15 protein-coding genes and 1 tRNA gene are annotated in these 18,598 nt (G+C 59.2%); 5 read left to right on the top strand and 11 right to left on the bottom strand.

The window, feature by feature from the left end; genetic code table 11:
* Positions 1–2 precede the first annotated feature (2 nt).
* The 9 genes from LRP59_RS05240 to lysA form a co-directional block, all read right to left on the bottom strand.
* On the bottom strand, positions 3–875 hold the full coding sequence (locus LRP59_RS05240) for an L-threonylcarbamoyladenylate synthase (RefSeq protein ID WP_002533050.1): 873 nt from the start codon (positions 873–875) through the stop codon (positions 3–5).
* Entirely contained in the window at positions 859–1,734 is an 876-nt protein-coding gene (gene prmC, locus LRP59_RS05235; RefSeq protein ID WP_002513457.1) for a peptide chain release factor N(5)-glutamine methyltransferase, read from the bottom strand. The genes LRP59_RS05240 and prmC overlap by 17 nt, the downstream gene beginning before the upstream one ends.
* Complete coding sequence (gene prfA, locus LRP59_RS05230; protein WP_002513456.1) at positions 1,734–2,819, bottom strand: peptide chain release factor 1; 1,086 nt, start codon at positions 2,817–2,819, stop codon at positions 1,734–1,736. Before prfA ends, prmC begins: the two co-directional genes overlap by 1 nt.
* A gap of 119 nt (positions 2,820–2,938) precedes the next feature.
* Positions 2,939–3,148 (bottom strand): 50S ribosomal protein L31, encoded by a 210-nt coding sequence (gene rpmE / locus LRP59_RS05225; RefSeq protein WP_002513455.1) that lies wholly within the window; start codon positions 3,146–3,148, stop codon positions 2,939–2,941.
* A 116-nt stretch (positions 3,149–3,264) separates the two neighbouring features.
* Positions 3,265–5,166 (bottom strand): transcription termination factor Rho, encoded by a 1,902-nt coding sequence (gene rho / locus LRP59_RS05220; protein WP_002513454.1) that lies wholly within the window; start codon positions 5,164–5,166, stop codon positions 3,265–3,267.
* Between the two features lie 298 nt (positions 5,167–5,464).
* Positions 5,465–6,355, bottom strand: a complete 891-nt coding sequence (gene thrB, locus LRP59_RS05215) for a homoserine kinase (protein WP_148378380.1) — start codon at positions 6,353–6,355, stop codon at positions 5,465–5,467.
* Positions 6,356–6,365: 10 nt separating this feature from the next.
* Positions 6,366–7,442, bottom strand: coding sequence for a threonine synthase (gene thrC, locus LRP59_RS05210; protein ID WP_002513452.1), 1,077 nt, complete (start codon positions 7,440–7,442; stop codon positions 6,366–6,368).
* Positions 7,439–8,764: a homoserine dehydrogenase gene (locus tag LRP59_RS05205; RefSeq protein ID WP_002513451.1), complete on the bottom strand. Its 1,326-nt coding sequence runs from the start codon at positions 8,762–8,764 to the stop codon at positions 7,439–7,441. Before LRP59_RS05205 ends, thrC begins: the two co-directional genes overlap by 4 nt.
* Positions 8,765–8,834: 70 nt before the next feature.
* Positions 8,835–10,265 carry a diaminopimelate decarboxylase gene (lysA, locus tag LRP59_RS05200; RefSeq protein WP_002513450.1) on the bottom strand — a complete coding sequence of 477 codons (1,431 nt, stop codon included), beginning with the start codon at positions 10,263–10,265 and terminating at the stop codon, positions 8,835–8,837.
* 121 nt (positions 10,266–10,386) lie between these two features.
* Here lysA and LRP59_RS05195 point away from each other — a divergent pair.
* From LRP59_RS05195 to LRP59_RS05180, 4 genes are all read left to right on the top strand, one after another.
* Positions 10,387–10,458: transfer RNA gene (locus LRP59_RS05195), tRNA-Arg, on the top strand.
* A gap of 153 nt (positions 10,459–10,611) precedes the next feature.
* Positions 10,612–11,829: a glycosyltransferase family 87 protein gene (locus LRP59_RS05190; protein WP_002532878.1), complete on the top strand. Its 1,218-nt coding sequence runs from the start codon at positions 10,612–10,614 to the stop codon at positions 11,827–11,829.
* 186 nt (positions 11,830–12,015) lie between these two features.
* Positions 12,016–15,726 (top strand): multifunctional oxoglutarate decarboxylase/oxoglutarate dehydrogenase thiamine pyrophosphate-binding subunit/dihydrolipoyllysine-residue succinyltransferase subunit, encoded by a 3,711-nt coding sequence (locus tag LRP59_RS05185; RefSeq protein ID WP_002513447.1) that lies wholly within the window; start codon positions 12,016–12,018, stop codon positions 15,724–15,726.
* A 40-nt stretch (positions 15,727–15,766) separates the two neighbouring features.
* Positions 15,767–15,970, top strand: coding sequence for a DUF6104 family protein (locus LRP59_RS05180; RefSeq protein ID WP_032499603.1), 204 nt, complete (start codon positions 15,767–15,769; stop codon positions 15,968–15,970).
* Positions 15,971–16,021: 51 nt separating this feature from the next.
* Here the strand turns inward: LRP59_RS05180 and LRP59_RS05175 are convergent, their stop codons facing one another.
* The gene (locus tag LRP59_RS05175; protein WP_002513445.1) at positions 16,022–16,420 is read right to left on the bottom strand and encodes a hypothetical protein; all 399 of its coding nucleotides are present in this window, start codon (positions 16,418–16,420) and stop codon (positions 16,022–16,024) included.
* A 281-nt stretch (positions 16,421–16,701) separates the two neighbouring features.
* Here LRP59_RS05175 and LRP59_RS05170 point away from each other — a divergent pair, with 281 nt between their 5' ends.
* Positions 16,702–16,953 carry a WhiB family transcriptional regulator gene (locus tag LRP59_RS05170; RefSeq protein ID WP_002513444.1) on the top strand — a complete coding sequence of 84 codons (252 nt, stop codon included), beginning with the start codon at positions 16,702–16,704 and terminating at the stop codon, positions 16,951–16,953.
* 29 nt (positions 16,954–16,982) lie between these two features.
* Here the strand turns inward: LRP59_RS05170 and LRP59_RS05165 are convergent, their stop codons facing one another.
* On the bottom strand, positions 16,983–18,458 hold the full coding sequence (locus tag LRP59_RS05165) for a sensor histidine kinase (protein WP_002513443.1): 1,476 nt from the start codon (positions 18,456–18,458) through the stop codon (positions 16,983–16,985).
* Between the last annotated feature and the right edge of the window lie 140 nt (positions 18,459–18,598).

The following is an 18,598-nucleotide window of genomic DNA, read 5'->3' as shown; positions in this document are numbered from 1 at the left end:
TGTCAGCCCTCGATCTCTGACTGCGTCGATGTGGCCTCGGTCGGGGCAGCATCAGAACCATGATTTTCGGACGAATCTTGGTCGTTAGTCGGCGGTTCTATCCCGATAACGTCAGGGGCAACCTCGTGGATAGCCTCCAGCGATAGGGCGCCCTGACGCACCACTTTTCCGTCCGTCGTCGAAACGAAATCAATAATCGTCGAAGACTCCCCCACCCGACTTGGACCGGCATCAAGGTAGACAGCCACCTCAACGCCCAACTGATCGGCAGCTTCCTGCGCAGTCAAGGCCGCCGGATGGCCAGACTTATTCGCACTAGAAACGGCAAGCGGCCCGGTCATGCGCAGCAACTCGCGAGTCTGATCCTGGTCAGGGACACGAACAGCAAGAGTGCCGTTAGTTTCACCCAAATCCATGCCAAGAGACTCCTGAGCGCGCAAAACAAGAGTGAGACCCCCAGGCCAATACTTCTCAGCAAGAGCCTTTGCCCCCGCCGGAATGTGCTGGCATAGGGCTGGCAACGCGACAGAATCGCTGACGAGAACTGGCGGCGGCATATCGCGGCCCCGCTCCTTAGCATTGAGCAGACGCTGTACTGCTAAAGCGTTGAGGGCGTCAGCACCAATACCATATACGGTGTCGGTCGGTAGCACGATGCACTCACCATCGGCAATAGCGTCCGCAGCCTGTTCTAGGGCATCTTCACAGGAATCAAGATGAGCAACGTCAAGGATGAACGGGGAAATCCCGGAATCTTCAGCCGCTGCGTCTCCTCTTGGGTCAATGCCGCTGACTGTCGATTTTTCTTCTGCGACCGGCCCGGCCAGCTCATCGATATTGACCATCGTCTGGTCAGTCTCATCCATGGCATCCATCCTTGCACCGTCGGCGAGCCGTGACGAACCTTGGCCTACCTGCCAGGTCATCATGGTCCTCGATCTGCTCCCACATATCGGAAATCGCCATCGCAGCGACAAGCTCCTCACGTTGGGTCTCGTCGTGTTCCATGACGAACAGGCCGCCCGGCGTAAGCAGTTCGGCAGCCCGCCCGATGAGAAGCAGCGGTAGGTCGAGCCCGTCGTCACCAGAGAATAAGGCAAGGTCAGGTTCGTGTTCGGTGACTTCCCCAGGGATAGACGAGGCATCACTACGACGCAAGTACGGCGGATTTGTGACGACGATGTCGAACCGTCGGCCATCGTCAGGTACCCGCAAAGCGTCGCCCGTGAGAACCTCAACTCCGGAGTCGCCCAGGTTGCGTCGGGTCCACATCAGAGCAGCGTCATCCACTTCGACAGCGCTGACCCGGGAACCCGGGACTTCACTAGCCACCGCAAGAGCAATAGCTCCCGTACCGGTGCACAAATCGATCACACTAGGGCAAGCGCCGGACATCACCAATCGTCGAGCCTCCTGGATGGACTGTTCGGCCACCAACTCGGTCTCCAAGCGGGGTATAAACACTCCTGGCCCGACCTCTAGCCGAAGGCCACGGAACCAGGCATGACCGATGATGTACTGCGCTGGTTCCCCACCTCGACGCCGATCCACCATCTGGTTGAAACGATCCTCATCATCAGCATTAACGCTCGTCACACGAATAAGTTGTGACGGTTGGATCCTCAGTGCTCCACATAGCAACATGCGTGCATCTGCTGCCAGGGTCTCCATCCCCGCGGTGGTCAGTTGTCGAGTGGCTCGTGCCAGGAGAAGAGACGGGCTGGGATCTGCCATTAGGATTCTTGACCTTCGGGCCGTTGTGCCATCCGACGCCTCACCTCATCGGCATGGAGCGCGTCTAGAACATCACCTAGGTCGCCAGCCAAAATCTGGTCAAGTTTCCTGGACTTGTACCCAATGCGATGATCCGTCAGGCGATTCTCGGGAAAGTTATAGGTACGCACTCGAGCCGATCTATCGACAGTACGCACCTGGTCTCGACGCATTCGATCATTTTCATCAGCAGCCTGTTGCGCCGCTAAGGCCGCGACTTTTGCCCGCAACATCCGCATCGCTTCCGCTTTGTTCTGCAACTGGCTGCGCTCATTTTGGCAGCTGACGACGATGCCGGTAGACAAGTGGGTAAGACGAACAGCTGAATCGGTGGTATTGACTCCTTGGCCACCTGGCCCCGAAGACCGGTACACGTCAACGCGAATCTCAGCTGGGTCAATATCGACCTCAGTCTCGTCCACATCCGGCATGACAAGGACTCCGACTGCTGAGGTATGAATACGTCCCGACGACTCCGTCACAGGCACCCGCTGCACGCGGTGGACGCCACCTTCATGCTTGAGGTAGCCATAGGCTGGGCGCAATGGAACCCCCGCAACGGCAATCACGACCGTGCGATATCCTCCCAGATCTGTCGGTTCGCTGGTGAGCTCGCGAACGCTCCACCCCACCCGTTCAGCATACCGGATATACATCCGTAAGAGATCAGCAGCAAAGAGGGCAGATTCTTCTCCACCCTCGCCGGAGTGAATCTCGACTAAAGCATCTTCCTGATCCAGGGGGTCAGAAGGGGCAAGTAACTCGGTGAGCTCTGTGCTGGCGAGGTCCAATTGGCCACGCAGCCTCTCAGCTTCCAGCCCGAAAGCGGGATCCTCCTCAGTGAGATCCTCGGCTGCCTCAACGTCGGCCCTTAGCTGGTCGACGCGGTCGGCGACTGACACTACATGGCGAAGGCGTGCATGGCGCTTACCGAGCCTTCCCATAGCGGAGGGGTCCGATAGCACCGCAAAATCGGCCAACTGGGTCTCGATCTCCCGCAGACAACGACGAACTTCGTCAATCGCCTGTTGCGCAGATTCGCTCATGCCCCTCCTGAACAGCGTTGCCTGGGTCGGGTGTTGTACCCCGAAACGAACCATGACGCCGAGCCGCAGCCCGGCGTCATGGTCATAGGTATAGACGACGTCAGTACGTGTAGACGACGTCAGTTCTTTTTGCCATAGCGGCGCTCGAACCGGGCAACGCGGCCACCAGCGTCAAGAATCTTCTGCTTGCCGGTGTAAAACGGGTGGCACTTCGAGCAGACGTCAGCATTAAGGGTGCCGGACTGCGAAGTGCTGCGGGTAGTGAAGGTGTTCCCACAGGTGCACACCACGGTCGTCTCGCGGTAATCGGGATGGATTCCCTGCTTCATGTTGTGATCTCCTTATCAAACGCGCTCCGGGTCGCCCGACATGGTAGGAACGGGCGTGAACCGGAACCGGCGCGTCAGTTTACCCCTGACGGCCAGCCACGGTCCACTTGACGACATCAATCCTGGTTCGGGGTCGTCTTGGAAATGGTGTACAAGAACTCCACGTTCGTCTGGGTCTTACGTAGCCGCGAAAGCATCATTTCGAGAGCCTGGGAGCCTTCCAGACCAGACAGCACTCTGCGCAGCTTCCACATAATCGCTGTCTCCTCGCGCGATAGCAGCAACTCCTCGCGACGAGTACCGGATGCGTCAACGTCGATAGCAGGGAACAGCCTCTTATTGGCAAATTCGCGACGGAGCCGCAACTCCATATTGCCAGTGCCTTTGAACTCCTCGAAGATCACCTCGTCCATCTTCGACCCGGTCTCAACCAGAGCGGTGGCGAGGATCGTCAGGGACCCACCGTGTTCGATATTACGAGCAGCGCCAAAGAACTTCTTCGGCGGGTACAGAGCAGCTGAGTCGACACCACCGGAAAGGATCCGACCGGAAGCAGGGGCAGCCAAGTTGTACGCACGTCCCAGACGAGTGATGCCGTCCAGCAAGATGACGACGTCGTGACCAAGCTCCACGAGACGTTTGGCACGCTCGATGGCCAGCTCGGACAGCTGAGTATGGTCGTCAGCAGGGCGGTCGAAAGTCGATGCGACGACCTCGCCGCTGACAGTGCGCTGGAAGTCAGTGACCTCCTCGGGGCGCTCGTCGACCAACACCACCATGAGGTGAACTTCGGGGTTATTGCGAGTGATCGAGTTTGCGATCGATTGCATGATCATCGTCTTGCCAGCCTTTGGAGGCGAAACGATGAGACCGCGCTGGCCTTTACCAATCGGACTGACGAGATCGATGATCCGCCCAGTCATGTTTTTGGGGTCGTCCTCGAGACGCAGACGTTCCTGCGGATACAGCGGAGTGAGCTTAGAAAACTCCGGACGCTGCTTCATCTGCTCGGGATCAACACCATTAACCTGCTCGATTTTGACCAGCGGCGCGAACTTTTCACGCCTCTCCCCTTCGCGATGAGCACGCATCTGACCGACGATGACGTCGCCTTTGCGCAGGCGGTGCCGACGCACTATAGCCATCGAGACATAGGCATCATTGGCACCAGGAAGATATCCCGAAGTGCGCACAAAGGCATATTGGTCACGAATGTCGAGGATGCCCGAGCACGGGACAAGGACGTCGTCCTCACGCACATTCGGTTCTGAATCGGAGTAGCGGTCGTTAGAACGTTTGCGACGGTTTTGACGGTCACGCTGGCGACGGCGGCGAGAACGTCGCCCGCCATTGCCGTATTCCGAGAACCGACCGTACTCGTCGTCGGAATCGACAGAAGAGTCGTTGTTGTGATCATGTTGAGGGCCACGATCGGACTGGTTGCGTTCACCGCGTTGACCGCGAGACAGCGCTTCAAGCCGGGCACCAACCTCGTCGTTGATGTTGCTGTCGCCAGAATTGCTGTTGAAATTTTCTCGTGAGGTATTGCGGGCTCGTCGTCGAGGTGAATCGCCTCGACGACTGCGGTCACTGCGCTCACGGCCCGGGCGATCAGCTCCGCCATCCTGCTGACCCGGATCTTGGTCGTCAGGTTTCTTGGCTGTTTCCGCTTGTTTCTGAGCCTCGGCGGCGTCGAGTAGGTCGCCTACCGACGGAGTTTTCTTCCCCCCTGCAGATTTATTGAATTCGGAGTCCTCAGAAGCCTCCGCGCGACGGCGTCGCTGGGTGCGCTGTTGCCGGCCCTCATCACTAGAAGTACCGGATTCCTGACCGCGATTCTGACGCTCAGCTGGCCTCCCGACTCCCGGATATCCCCCTTCAGAGATAGCCGCGATGAGGTCAGCCTTGCGCATACCACGAGCTCCCTTAATTCCCATCTGAGTAGCGATAGAACGAAGCTCGGGGAGCAACTTAGTGGACAGATCCAAGGATCCATCCGGCTGTGAGGTTTGAGTCACGTAAGTCCCTTCGAACTGCCCCGGCCGGTATAACGTCCGGTGGGCGCGGTTTCATCGGGCCTGCCGTCGGAATCGACTATAGGTCGGGCGGCTGACACCACGGAAACCGAACGGTTTGCGGAGCAGGGTCCTCCGGCCGTGGTGTGGCGTTCGAGGCCCTCGAACGCCGAAGACATGGTCCCCAGGGACAAGACTGTGACGCCGGGATCACGAGACGATCGTCAGTGGGGATTTGCGCACGTCCAGCGCGCTACATCACTACTATAACGCACATACCGGATCGTGTTCATACCGAGGATCAGAAGAAATGGGCCCCTTCACCAAGAACTAGGTCATGTGCCACGAACCCGGCAGTATCGACGTCAGACACCTTCTCGAGTTGGTCACGGCTCCCCAGGGCCAGAACGGTAGGCCCCGCGCCAGAAATGACAGTGGCGACGCCACGTCCGCGCAATCTATCCGTGAGCGCTGCCGATTCCGGCATAAGAGCGCGCCGGTATGGTTGGTGGATCCAGTCCTGAGTTGCCGCCAAGAGATGTTCAGGTGAGGTTGTCAGGGCAGTGACAAGCAGTGACGCCGCCAGGACCTGATGGACCGCGTCAACGCGGTCGACCTGTTCGGGAAGCACCTGACGAGCCAAGGCCGTTGGTACGAGGCGATCGGGAACATATACCCGAAACATAATGGACGGGTTGACAGTCAAGCCGATGTGGTTGACGGCCTCGCCATCGAGCCACGCCAACTGCGCACCCCCGAGGATCGCGGGAGCGGCATTGTCCGGATGACTCTCGATAGCAGCAGCCATCGCCAGAAGCGCACTGCGATCCAGCGGGAACCCAGGGCGGGCCAGCCCCCAAGCCAATGCCAACCCGGACACGACGGCCGCAGCCGACGATCCCAGACCTCGGCTTTGCGGAATGGAGTTGATAGCGGTCAGATGCAACCCAGCATCAGGGTGGGGATAGCCCAGCTCCACCAAACCCTGGCGCAACGTCGCCATCACGAGGTGGGATTCGTCATGGGGAACCGTGTTAGCCCCTTCCCCTGTCACGTCGATCATCACCCCGGGACGATCGAGTACCTCGACACTAACCTCATCCCATAGATCCAGAGCTAAGCCGATACAGTCATAACCGGGACCGAGGTTCGCAGAAGTAGCGGGAACACGCACCCGCACGCTGTTGTCCATCGTCAATTCCTCAGGAACAGAAGTCCAACAAAGCGGCAACCTGGTCAGTCGAAGCTTCCACAGCCTCGGTTGACAAGGTAGTGCGGCTCAATGCAGTGTCAATGTCTTTCAGACCGTTTCCAGTTACCGTGACGACGATGCGCAGTCCAGGATCCAGGCGTCCCTCGGACTTCAACTTGAACAAACCTGCCACTCCGGCTGCCGATGCCGGTTCAACAAAAATGCCCTCTCGAGCAGCTAGGAAGGCCTGGGCGTCAAGAATTTGCTCGTCCGTGACAGCGTCGATGAGCCCCTCCGACTCGTCTCGAGCGGCCAACGCCAGCTTGCCGGAGGCCGGACGACCGATACGAATGGCGGTGGCTACCGTTTCCGGGTCATTAACGTCGTGGCCCAGCACCAGGGGGGCTGCGCCAGCGGCTTGGAATCCGAACATCCGCGGCGTGTGGCTGGCAGGACCGTCCGCTACGTACTCGCGGTAACCCTTCCAATACGCGGTGATATTGCCTGCGTTGCCCACCGGAAGAGCGTGGATATTAGGAGCGTCACCAAGAACGTCAACGACCTCAAAGGCGGCAGTTTTCTGTCCCTCGATGCGGTACGGATTGATCGAGTTCACCAAGGAGACCGGGAAATTCTCGGCCAGCTCGCGGGCAATACGCAGGCAATCGTCGAAGTTGCCGAGAACCTGGATGATTCGACCGCCATGGACAACAGCCTGGGCGAGTTTGCCAGCTGCAATCTTGCCCTGGGGAAGGAGCACGACCGGAGTCATGCCGGCTCGGGAGGCGTAAGCCGATGCCGAGGCAGAGGTATTACCGGTAGAGGCACACACCACGGCTTTCGAGCCGTCGGCAAGGGCTTTCGTCATAGCCATCGTCATGCCACGATCCTTGAACGATCCGGTCGGATTGGCCCCTTCAACTTTAATCCATACCGTCGCGTCAAGCTCGGTGCCCAATCGTGGGGCAGGCACCAACGGGGTCGCCCCCTCCCCCAATGTCACGATCTGGTCAATTCCGTCCATAGGGAGACGATCTCGATAGGTTTCAATCACGCCGAAGAGACGATTCTGCTGGCTCATGATCACATTCCCTCCACTCGGATAACGCGAGGATCGGAGTTAACGTAGTGGTGGCCGGTGAGTTCGTTGACGCACTCGTCGACGTCACATTCTCGGGCTTCGTGAGTGAGGACCTTGAGGGTAGCTGACCATCCATCTGCGCGGTCAGTACCCTCCACTGCAGACTGTTGCACAGTCTGCAAGGACACACTGTGGCTGGCGAAGATCTTTGCGATTTCGGCGAGCACACCGGGCTCGTCACGAACTTGCAAACGTAGGTGAAACCGGGTGTGGACCTCGGACATGGGCAAGATCGGGAACTCCCCGTAAACGTCCTGAGGCGGACCAGCAACCCCTCGCACGAGGTTACGTGCCACAGTGACGAGGTCTCCCATAACGGCTGATGCCGTGGGAGATCCTCCGGCTCCAGGGCCAAGGAACATGAGGCGTCCGGCTTCACGAGCTTCGATGAACACCGCGTTGAAGGCTCCTGAGACACTCCCCAAAGGATGGGTTGCAGGAACGAGGGCCGGATGGACGCGAGCCGAAATACCGTCGGGGCCGGCCTGGCACACAGCTAAGAGCTTGACGACGCAATCCATGTCACGTGCAGCGAGGATGTCATCTGGGGTGATCTCGGTAATCCCTTCTCGATACACCTGGTCGCCGCGCAACTGAGTATGGAACGCAAGCGACGACAGCAGCGCAGCCTTAGCCGCAGCGTCATAACCCTCCACGTCAGCCGTCGGATCGGCCTCGGCATACCCTTGAGCCTTCGCCTGGGCAAGGGCTTCATCGAACCGGGCACCCGTACTCGTCATTTGGTCGAGGATGTAGTTGGTCGTGCCATTGACGATGCCCATAACACGAGTGATTTGATCTCCGACAAGAGACTCGCGCAGCGGGCGGACGATCGGAATTGCCCCGGCTACCGCAGCTTCGTAGTACAGATCGACGCCGTTACTCTCGGCCACAGCGTGTAACTCAGTCCCGTGAGCTGCCAACAGGGCCTTATTCGCCGTCACAACGGAGTGCCCCTTGCCGAGGGCAGCTGTCAGGAGCTGACGGGCAGGGTCGATGCCACCGATGAGCTCGATGACGATATCCACATCGTCCCGGTTAACGAGCACTGTGGGATCATCGGTAAAAAGACGCGAGTCAAGGCCCTGGCGCGGGCGATCAGGATGGGCGACAGCAATACCAGCGAGCTCGACCTGCCGCCCCACTCGAGCGGCGATATCCTCCGTCCTCGATTCAATCATCCGGGCCACCTGGGACCCCACAACCCCGCACCCCAGCAAGGCCACGCGTATCGGCTGGGCTGACGCGGAATCGGTGGTATTCGTCATCTCTTCCTCATCTCGTTGTTGTCAGCTGATGAAAGCTCACAGATAGTGCGTAATAGGATTCTTCGATGCGTTACGGGCATGGCACCTCGGCACGGATCGGCCCTGGATCGAGAGCAAGGAGGTCGTCGATGTTCTCCCGGCGCAACAGCACCAACACACCCCGGTCCTCGTTGACGCTCACGACCGCCGGACGCGGTACATGGTTATAGTTGGAAGCCATCGACCTTGAGTAGGCCCCGGCTCCGGGCACCGCTATGACATCCCCTGGGGAGACATCACCGGGCAGGTAGACGTCGCGCACCAAGATGTCTCCGGCCTCACAGTGCTTGCCCACAATGCGGCACAGCACCGGCGCCACTTCCGAAGTCCGGTTGGCGATAACAGCCGAGTACTCTGCAGCGTACAGGGCAGGGCGAATATTGTCGCTCATCCCGCCATCGACGGAGACGTACATTCGCTGGGCACCAGTATCCAGGTCGACTGGTTTCACGGTGCCGACGGTGTATAGGGCCATCGTCGTCGGCCCTACAATGGCACGGCCGGGCTCCAGAGAAATATGGGGAACCTCCATACCCCTTCCCCGGGCTTCAACGGTGACGATCTCGCGAAGGGCCCCAGCTAAGCTTTCGACGGTGGCCGGAGAATCTTGACTGGTGTAGGCAATACCGAACCCACCGCCAAGGTCGAGTTCGGGGAGGGCGCTCCCGGTGGCCTGATGGAACTGCTCGAGAAGCTTCATAGTGCGACGAGCCGCCACCTCGAAACCAGCGGTATCGAAGATCTGAGAACCGATGTGGGAGTGGACGCCTAGCAGGTCGATGGCGTCACTGGTGTGGCACCTCACCATGGCAACCATCGCGGCGCCATTGGTAATTGAGAAACCAAATTTTTGATCCTCGTGGGCAGTGGCAATGTATTCATGAGTATGCGCTTCGACACCTGCAGTTACTCGTACCATGACGCGGGCATGCCAGCCGTTTTCCCGACACAATTGCTCGATGCGCATGATTTCATCTAGGGAGTCGACGATGATCCGCCCGACTCCGACGCTAAGAGCCAATTTAAGCTCGTCAATTGACTTGTTATTCCCGTGCAACCCGATCCGGGCAGGATCCATCCCACCTTGCAGGGCTGTTATGAGCTCGCCGCCGGTGCATGTATCTAGGAACAGACCCTCCTGGTCAATCCATGAGGCGATCGTGCGGGTCAAAAAAGCTTTCCCGGCGTAGTAGACGTCCCACTCGGAAAAAGCGTCACGGAAGGCCCGTGCCCGCTGCCGGAGGTCGGACTCGTCAAGCACGTACAGAGGCGATCCGTATTGCGACAACAGCTCGGTGACGGTCACCCCGGCCACCTCAACGATTCCATCGTCATCACGATCAGTCGATGCTGACCAGAGCGCAGGGTCCAATGCGTTAACGTCATCAGGCAAGGTCAGCCACTGCGGACCGGCAGCTGCGACGTCGGCGTGGACCGAGCCGGCAACGTGCATGTGCGTCATGGTTACACCTTGCCAGAGGCCACCGACACGATCGCAGAGTGTCCATGCTCGCGATCTTGAATGGCGAGCAGCCCACCGGTGCGCTAAACTCCACAGGTGGTCGGGGCCTTCGGGCCTGTCGGCTCCCGTAGCTCAGGGGATAGAGCACCGCCCTCCGGAGGCGGGAGCGAGGGTTCGAATCCCTCCGGGAGCGCTCGAGCTATATCCTTAGCGGCGTACCTGGATTTATCAGGTAGGGTGTCAGTTCGTGCCATTTCGTGACGCCAAAACCGCTCGCCAAGGATCCCGAGCTGCGCTGTTTTCTGCGGCAGGTGCCATCGTGCTGTGGACAGTGGGTCGACTCGTCATGCTTCACGTCTTTATCCAGCCGTCATCGAACTACATCACGGGTGACCTCCGGTACTACCTGTGGTGGATGTCGAGCGGACAACCAGATTCGTCCGTCCTGCCGGAATACCCGCTGCCTGTTGTGTGGTTCATGCGAACCCTCTATTGGGCCGGAGGCGACACCTACTTCCCTATGGCCTTTTCAATGACGATGCTGCTACTCGACGCCATCCTCGCAGTGGCGATGTGGCATGACGGCCATCGCGCGGGGGCGCTGTGGTGGATCGTCCTGGTGCCCTTCCTTGGGCCGATCATGTGGAATCGCTTCGACATGGTTCCTGCAGTCTGCATGGGACTGGCAGCCTTGTGGTACCGACGCCATCCGGCAGCCTGCGGCGCCATGATCGCATTAGGTGCCGCGACAAAATTATGGCCTGCCCTCCTCATCTTGCCCATGATCTCCCGACATAGAGCTGCCGTGCGGCGTCTCATCGCCTTCGCTATCACTGGTTTTGGGCTCGCCCTGGCATCACTTCTCGCGGGCGGCTGGGAGCGTCTCGTCTCACCGCTGACGTGGCAGTCCGGCCGCGGCCTGCAGATCGAATCGGTGCCCGCCACTATTCCGATGCTCCACTATTTCCGCAACCCTCACGGCGACCACACCGTCAGGATGTCGAGCTATAACGCATACGAGATCTTCGGCCCAAGCGTGGCTAGCTGGAAGTCCATCTCCACCGGCCTCATGGTGCTCGCGGTCGCCCTAGCCATCGGTTTGGCCGTTGTCTCGTGGCACCGAAACGGCCTTGATCACCGGACCGCTGTCATGGCAGACCTCGTCATCATTGGCGCCCTCATCGCGGCTAACAAGACCCTGTCTCCACAGTATTTCATTTGGTGGGCCGCTCCGACTGCAATGATCCTGGATCGTGTCTCGGCCGAGGCCAAGGACCCTGGTGATTCCGACGCCCTATCCTGGGCACGCACGTGGTGCTGGATCGTCGCCGTGCTGATGGCCGTCACCACCTTCATGACCCAGCAGGTGTACCCACTGCACTACCAAAAGATCCTCGGGGGTTCATCAAGTACCGGCTGGTTGCTCGTCAGTCGCAACATGCTGGTCGTCATGACCTTTGCGGCGTGCATCGCAACGTTGATGGCAAGCCTTCGTATGCACGTGACCGCACAGCCGACCGTAACGCCAGCGAGACCGCGTCACGCCGCACTTAATGAACGGTGATTTATATCACATTTTGGGGATTGGCGCCAGTTGTTCCCCGATATGTCTAAATTGTTGGGATGACACGGCTAATCCGGCTACCATCATCACGTCTGGGTCGATAAACACAGACAGAGCAGCGCAGCTCGAAGGGCCTGTCTAAAGGTTCCGCGAGCGCTCGAGACGACGGTTTGACGGAAGAAGGCAGTGGTGAGTCCCGCCCCACACGACAAGTCCAACAACTCTCCTGATTTTGGAGCCAACAACTGGCTCATCGAAGAGATGCGTGACCAGTATCAGAGTGATCCGAATTCGGTCGATCCGGCCTGGGCTACGTTCTTTCGCAAGGAGGCAGTCGAGTCCACCGACTCGGTGACTAAATCTGCCGCTAAGGATGTCCCAGGCGCGTCGGCCCCCAAGCCTGCGACGAAGCCGCAGCCTGTTCCTGCTGCGAAACCTGCGCCCATCACAGCCCCGAAGCCCCAAAAGCAGCCTCCGCGTCCTCCCATGTCCGCAGACGCACCGCGACATAGCGCCAAGCTCGAGACTGTTGAGCCGACGGTAACGAAAATGAAGGGTGCGCCGATGCGCACCGCCAAGAATATGGATCAGTCGCTAACCATGCCGACAGCCACGACGGTACGTGACGTACCGATGCAATTGGTCATCGAGCAGCGCACCATGATCAACTCCTTCCTTAAGAAGGCCAAAGGCGGCAAGGTTTCCTTCACCCATATCCTGGCTTATGCCATGGTCCAGGCCCTCAAAACGGTGCCCGCCATGAACAATGCATATGCCGAGATTGACGGTAAACCGCACCTCATCGAAAACCATCAGATCAACCTCGGCATGGCCATCGACGTCGTTGCCTCGGATGGATCGCGCAAGCTGGTTGTGCCTGCTATCAAGGGCGCCGAGCAGATGGACTTCCTTGATTTCTGGCGAGCTTACGAGGAGATCGTCCGAAAGGGGCGCACTAATGAGCTGACCGTCGACGATTTCAAGGGGGTTACCGCCTCCCTGACGAACCCGGGTGGCTTTGGCACCAATCACTCCATCGCTCGCCTCATGCCTGGCCAGGGCATGATCCTCGGGGTTGGATCGATTGACTATCCCGCCGCCTACCAGGGCAACTCTCCCACTCGAATAGCGGAGTTGGGTATCTCCAAGGTGACGACGCTCACCTCTACCTACGACCATCGCATCATCCAGGGCGCTCAGTCCGGAGAATTCCTGCGACGCATGCATCAGTTGTTGCTGGGAGCTGACCGCTTCTATGAGGACATCTTCGAGTCACTGCGCATCCCCTACGCCCCGGTTCAGTGGGCAAGTGACCGTCTTGCTAATCGCGCTGATCAGGTAGGAAAGCAAGCTCGCGTCATCGAACTCATCGATGCGTGGCGTCGTTTCGGACATCTATCGGCTGATCTCGATCCCATCGAGTACCGGCCGCGGTTCCACCACGACCTCATGCTCAACAGCCACGGGCTGACGCTGTGGGACTTCGACCGTACCTTCCCGATCGCGAACTTCGCTGGTCAGCGCCGTGCCACGATGTCCTTGCGCGAGATTCTCACGATCTTGCGTGACTCGTACGCCTCGAAGATGGGCATCGAGTACATGCACATCGCCGACTATGAGCAGCGCAAGTGGTTCCAGGACCGTTTCGAGAAGGAGCATCAGCCGCTCTCTCGGAAGATGCATTTGCAGATCCTCGACCAACTCAACGAGGCCGAGATCTTCGAGACCTTCTTGCAGACCAAGTTCGTCGGTCAGAAGCGTTTCAGCCTGGAAGGCGGCGAGTCCGCCATCGTCTTGCTGGCAGCCCTATGCAATCGCGCAGCTGACGATGGTCTCAACGAAGTCTGCATCGGCATGCCGCACCGTGGCCGTCTCAATGTGCTAGCCAACATCATCGGGAAATCCTACGGACAGATCTTCCGTGAATTCGAAGGCAATGCCGAGCCGGTGAATTCTCAGGGGTCCGGTGACGTTAAGTACCACCTCGGTGATGAAGGCCAGTTCACCGCAGCCTCGGGTAACACCATCAAGGCATCTGTCGCCGCCAATCCCAGCCACCTCGAGGCAGTCGATCCGGTTCTCGAAGGTATCTGTCGTGCCAAGCTTGACGCCCTCGGCAACCCCGAAGGTTTCCCGGTACTGCCCATTCTCATGCACGGTGACGCTGCATTCGCGGGTCAGGGTGTCGTCTACGAAACCCTGCAGATGAGCCAGCTTGGGGGCTACCGCACTGGCGGCACCATTCACGTCATCGTCAACAATCAGGTTGGCTTTACCACTTCCCCGCGCGACGGTCGTTCCTCAACCTACTGCACCGATGTCGCTAAGGCTGTTGGCGCACCGGTCCTCCACGTCAACGGAGACGACCCGGCATCGGTGGTCCACGCGGCTCGTATCGCCTACGAGTACCGCCAGACCTTCCATCGCGATGTCGTCGTTGACGTGGTGTGCTATCGCCGGCGCGGCCATAACGAGGGTGACGATCCGAGCTTCACACAGCCGCACATGTACGGCCTCATCGCTGAAAAGCGCTCGACCCGCAAGCTCTACACCGAGAGCCTCATCGGTCGTGGCGATATTACTACCGAGGACGCCGAGGCTGTGATGACAAAGTTCCGCTCTCGTCTGGAGACAGTGTTCAAGGAGGTTCGCGAGGCCACCTCAACGCCTGAGCCCTATAGCGGTGTGCCAGACTACCCGGTCAAGCACAGTGGCCTGCACCAGACCAAGGTCGAGCCTGACACAATGGAGGCTGTCGCCAGGGCTCATGAGAATCTGCCAGAAAGCTTCAATGCTCACCCCAAGGTCGCCCCACAGATGACACGGCGCGCCAAGCATATCCGTGAGGGCGGTATTGACTGGGCCACCGGAGAGATGATCGCATTGGGCTCCCTTCTGCGTGATGGCGTACACGTCCGTCTAGCTGGTCAGGACAGCCGCCGCGGCACCTTCTCCCAGCGTTTTGCGGCGCTGGTAGATCACGAGACCGGTGAGTTCTACGTCCCGGTTAACCACCTCGGAGGTGAACAGGCGCACCTCGACGTCTTCGATTCTCCGCTTAACGAGTACGCAGCGATGGGATTTGAGTACGGCTACTCTGTTGCCCGTCCGGATTCTCTGGTGTTGTGGGAAGCCCAATTCGGCGATTTCACCAACGGTGCTCAGACGATCATCGATGAGTTCATCGCCTCGGCTGGCTCCAAGTGGGGTCAGAAGTCGGGAGTCGTGCTGCTGCTGCCGCACGGTTACGAAGGTCAGGGGCCTGATCACTCGTCGGCCCGTCTGGAGCGCTTCCTCAATCTATGCAGTGAAGACGCTTTGGCCGTCTGCCAGCCCTCGACCCCGGCAAGCTACAGCCATTTATTGCGTCAGCACGCGTACGTCAATATGCATCGTCCAGTCGTTATCGCAACGCCGAAATCGATGCTGCGCAACAAGATGGCGACCTCGGATCCCGAAGAGTTCACCACCGGTAGGTGGCGTCCTGTTCTACCCGACCCATCGATCACCGATCCGACGGCCGTTACGAGGATTATCTTGTGCTCTGGCAAGGTGCGGTGGGAGCTGGTCAAGCAACGTAAGGCCGCCAGTCTTGACGGACAGCTCGCCATCATCCCGATGGAGCGTCTCTACCCGCTACCAGTCGACGAGTTGGCTGAGGTTCTCGCGCCGTACACCAACGTCACGGATGTTCGCTGGGTCCAAGAAGAGCCAGAGAACCAGGGCGCCTGGTACTACATGCTGACCCACCTGCCCCAGGCCATGTCGGAGAAGCTGCCAGGATTCTTTGATGGGTTAGTCGGCATCACCCGCCCACCGTCTTCAGCTCCTTCGGTGGGACAGCATAGCGTCCACATCCGTGAAGAGCAGGAGTTGCTCGAGAAGGCTATGGCCTGAGCGACCTGACGACATACACTACGGCGCCATCTCTCACCAGATGACGCCGTGGTGCATGATGGGGCCATGTATTTTTACCGACAGAGGTATCGAGGAACTAGAAGACCGTCGTGGAGACGAGGAGATCACCTCCACCTGGCTCGCCGACGAGTTGCGTCACTTCGTCGACCTCAACCCCGAATTTGAGGTTCCCGTGGAACGCCTTGCTACCTTCCTTGCCAGGCTCGACGACGAAGACGAGTAGCCGGCATACACCACGCAGCAATCGGGTCAGTCTTGGCCAGGTAGCCAAACGTCAGCCTCTAAACCAGGTCCGAGATCGTGGCATTAAAGAAGCGACGATGACTGTTGCGGGGACGATGGCCAAGCCCCAGAACCACGCTGGTCCACCAGAACGCTGCGTCGACACCAACACCACGAGATGCAACAGGCCGCTTGCCACGAGCAATCCCTGAGCCGAAGACCGGCCTTTGATGGCTAGCCATCCGACCAGGGCGACGAGACCCGCATAGATCATGAGCATGGTCCCGACCCCAGCACCGAAGATATCGCGGCCCGACACCATTACTCTGATGGCCACAATGAGTAAAACCATCGTGCTGATCCAGGTCCCAGCCGCGGAAACCAACACGGCCGCGGGGACCCTGCCATGACTCACAGACGATCGCACATCGTGTTCACTTGACGGAATCATGGTTTTACTCCTGCGCAGATGGACCAACGACGTATCATAATCGGACTGGCTGCGGACTCCTCATAGCGTGCTCGCCTGGACCAACGTGCATTGCGTCCGAGCGATTCGCGCGAGGATGTTCGTCCTACGGCGGATGCCCTTGCCAAAGTATTCGCCGGTTGCCAGACTTTCATGGCTACCTGCCGCATAGTCACTTCGTCGGCTATGCGGCACCACGGGTTATCCGCCCGCATTTATCACACGTGCCCTGGGTTGCGCCGGGGAGAAGGAGTCGAAGAGGCATGGACTGGCGCCACAGGGCTGCCTGCCTGAGTGAGGATCCCGAGCTGTTCTTCCCGATTGGAAACACTGGCCCGGCCCTTGCCCAGATCGAGGAGGCGAAGAAGGTCTGTGCCCGGTGCGAGGTTCGCGCCGAGTGCTTGGCCTGGGCTCTGGAGGCCGGCCAGGACCACGGTGTGTGGGGCGGCATGAGCGAGGACGAGAGGCGCGCTATCAAGCGTCGTCAGTCCCGCTCCCGCGTGCGTCGTTCCTGACCTGCTCACAGTTCTCCGCTCGTCGGTGGTCACAGCCGCTGGAGCGGGATAACGAGCCTGGCACAGGTTCCGACCCGGTCGGAGTTGTCCTCGAGGGTGAACGTGCCACCGAGGTCCTGCATCAACGTCGTCACGATCGACAATCCCAGCGAGCTGCGGTGGTTATCTAGCGAAAACCCTTCTGGCAGTGGCTTACCGTCACTGACAATGTCTACAACAAGGGCGTCATCGGTACGGTGCGGCCGCACGATGACATTCCCAGAGGATGAATCCAAGCTATGTTCGATGGCGTTTTGACATAGCTCTGTCGTCGCCAGCGACAGCGCGGTAGCCGTCTCAGCAGGGACCTCGCCAAAGCTACCCTCCCGCCGGGCTACCACCGACCCGGATGACGCCGCCACATCACCCACCATGTGAAGGATACGGTCAGCAACCTCGTCAAAAGCCACCTGTTCCTCGAAGTTCTGCGAGAGAATCTCGTGGACGACAGCAATGGCCGATACCCTTCCCATGGCCTGTTTCAGGGCATCCTTCGCATCCGAGTTACTCATACGTCGTGACTGCAGCCGCAACAGTGCCGCAACTGTCTGCAAGTTGTTTTTTACCCGGTGATGGATTTCCCTAATCGTGGCATCTTTAGTTACGAGCTGGCGATCTCTGTCCCGCAACTCGGTGAGGTCACGAATAAGGATCAACGTACCGGCCGAAACCTCAACATCGTCAAGCCAGGTCTGTAGCGGAATGACACGGGCCCGCACAGTGGCATCAGAGTTTTCGATATCAGTCTCGGTGAGCCAGCGCCCTTCTAAGTCCAGGGTCAGCGATTGACCGACTTCACGCAGCTTCGGACACAGCTCTCGCACCGTCGGAATGAGGTATTCCCCATCCAAGTCACCGGCAAGGCCTAGACGACGAAATGCCGATAGCGCGTTCGGGCTGGCAAACGTGATCATGCCCGTGGCGGCCACGCGGATCACGCCGTCAGTAACCTTGGGAGCAAGCGCTCGGTCAGAGCCCGGAAACTGCGGGAACCTACCATGATGGAGCATTTCGGAGAGGATATCAGCGATTTCAAGGTAGTTATCCTCGGTGTTACCCGGCGCCCTCACCCCCATCTGATTGGTGTGCCTTTCGACGACAGCGATGACTTCCCCACGACGAACGACCGGGATCGCCCAGATATCAACCGGGATGCCTGCAGACAGTTTGTTATCGCTGGTTTCACACATCTCGGCGCTCATAAAGGCCTCGGTGACCAGGCTCTCGTCATCATAAGCGACAGACTCACCGACGACGTCGTCCTCCAGAGCAGTCGGGCCAGTATCTGGACGCACCTGGGCAACGGCCCAGAATACGTTCGGGTCCCTATCGGGAACCCACAAGATGAGGTCGGAGAACGACGTATCGGCAAGCATCTGCCAGTCGTCGACGAGGTCCTCGAGCCAGGTGATATCGGCGTCGTCGAGACGAGTCCGGTCGGCGACGATGCGGTTAAGGGCAGGCATGCCGTCACTCTAGTGACAGAAATCAACCCAGCTCCAGCTGGTAGCGAGATCAGCAAAAATGAGTGATTCGATTTGGGTCAAGACCGCCCGATACGGCAGAATTGACCGTCGTTGCCGCGCATCCGCGCGGACCCTCCTTC

The sequence above is a fragment of the Cutibacterium sp. 37298 genome (assembly GCF_023838685.1).
GTDB classification, from domain to species: domain Bacteria; phylum Actinomycetota; class Actinomycetes; order Propionibacteriales; family Propionibacteriaceae; genus Cutibacterium; species Cutibacterium acnes.
The sequence above is the reverse complement of the archived record's forward strand: the minus strand, read 5'-3'. Positions and strand labels throughout refer to the sequence as shown.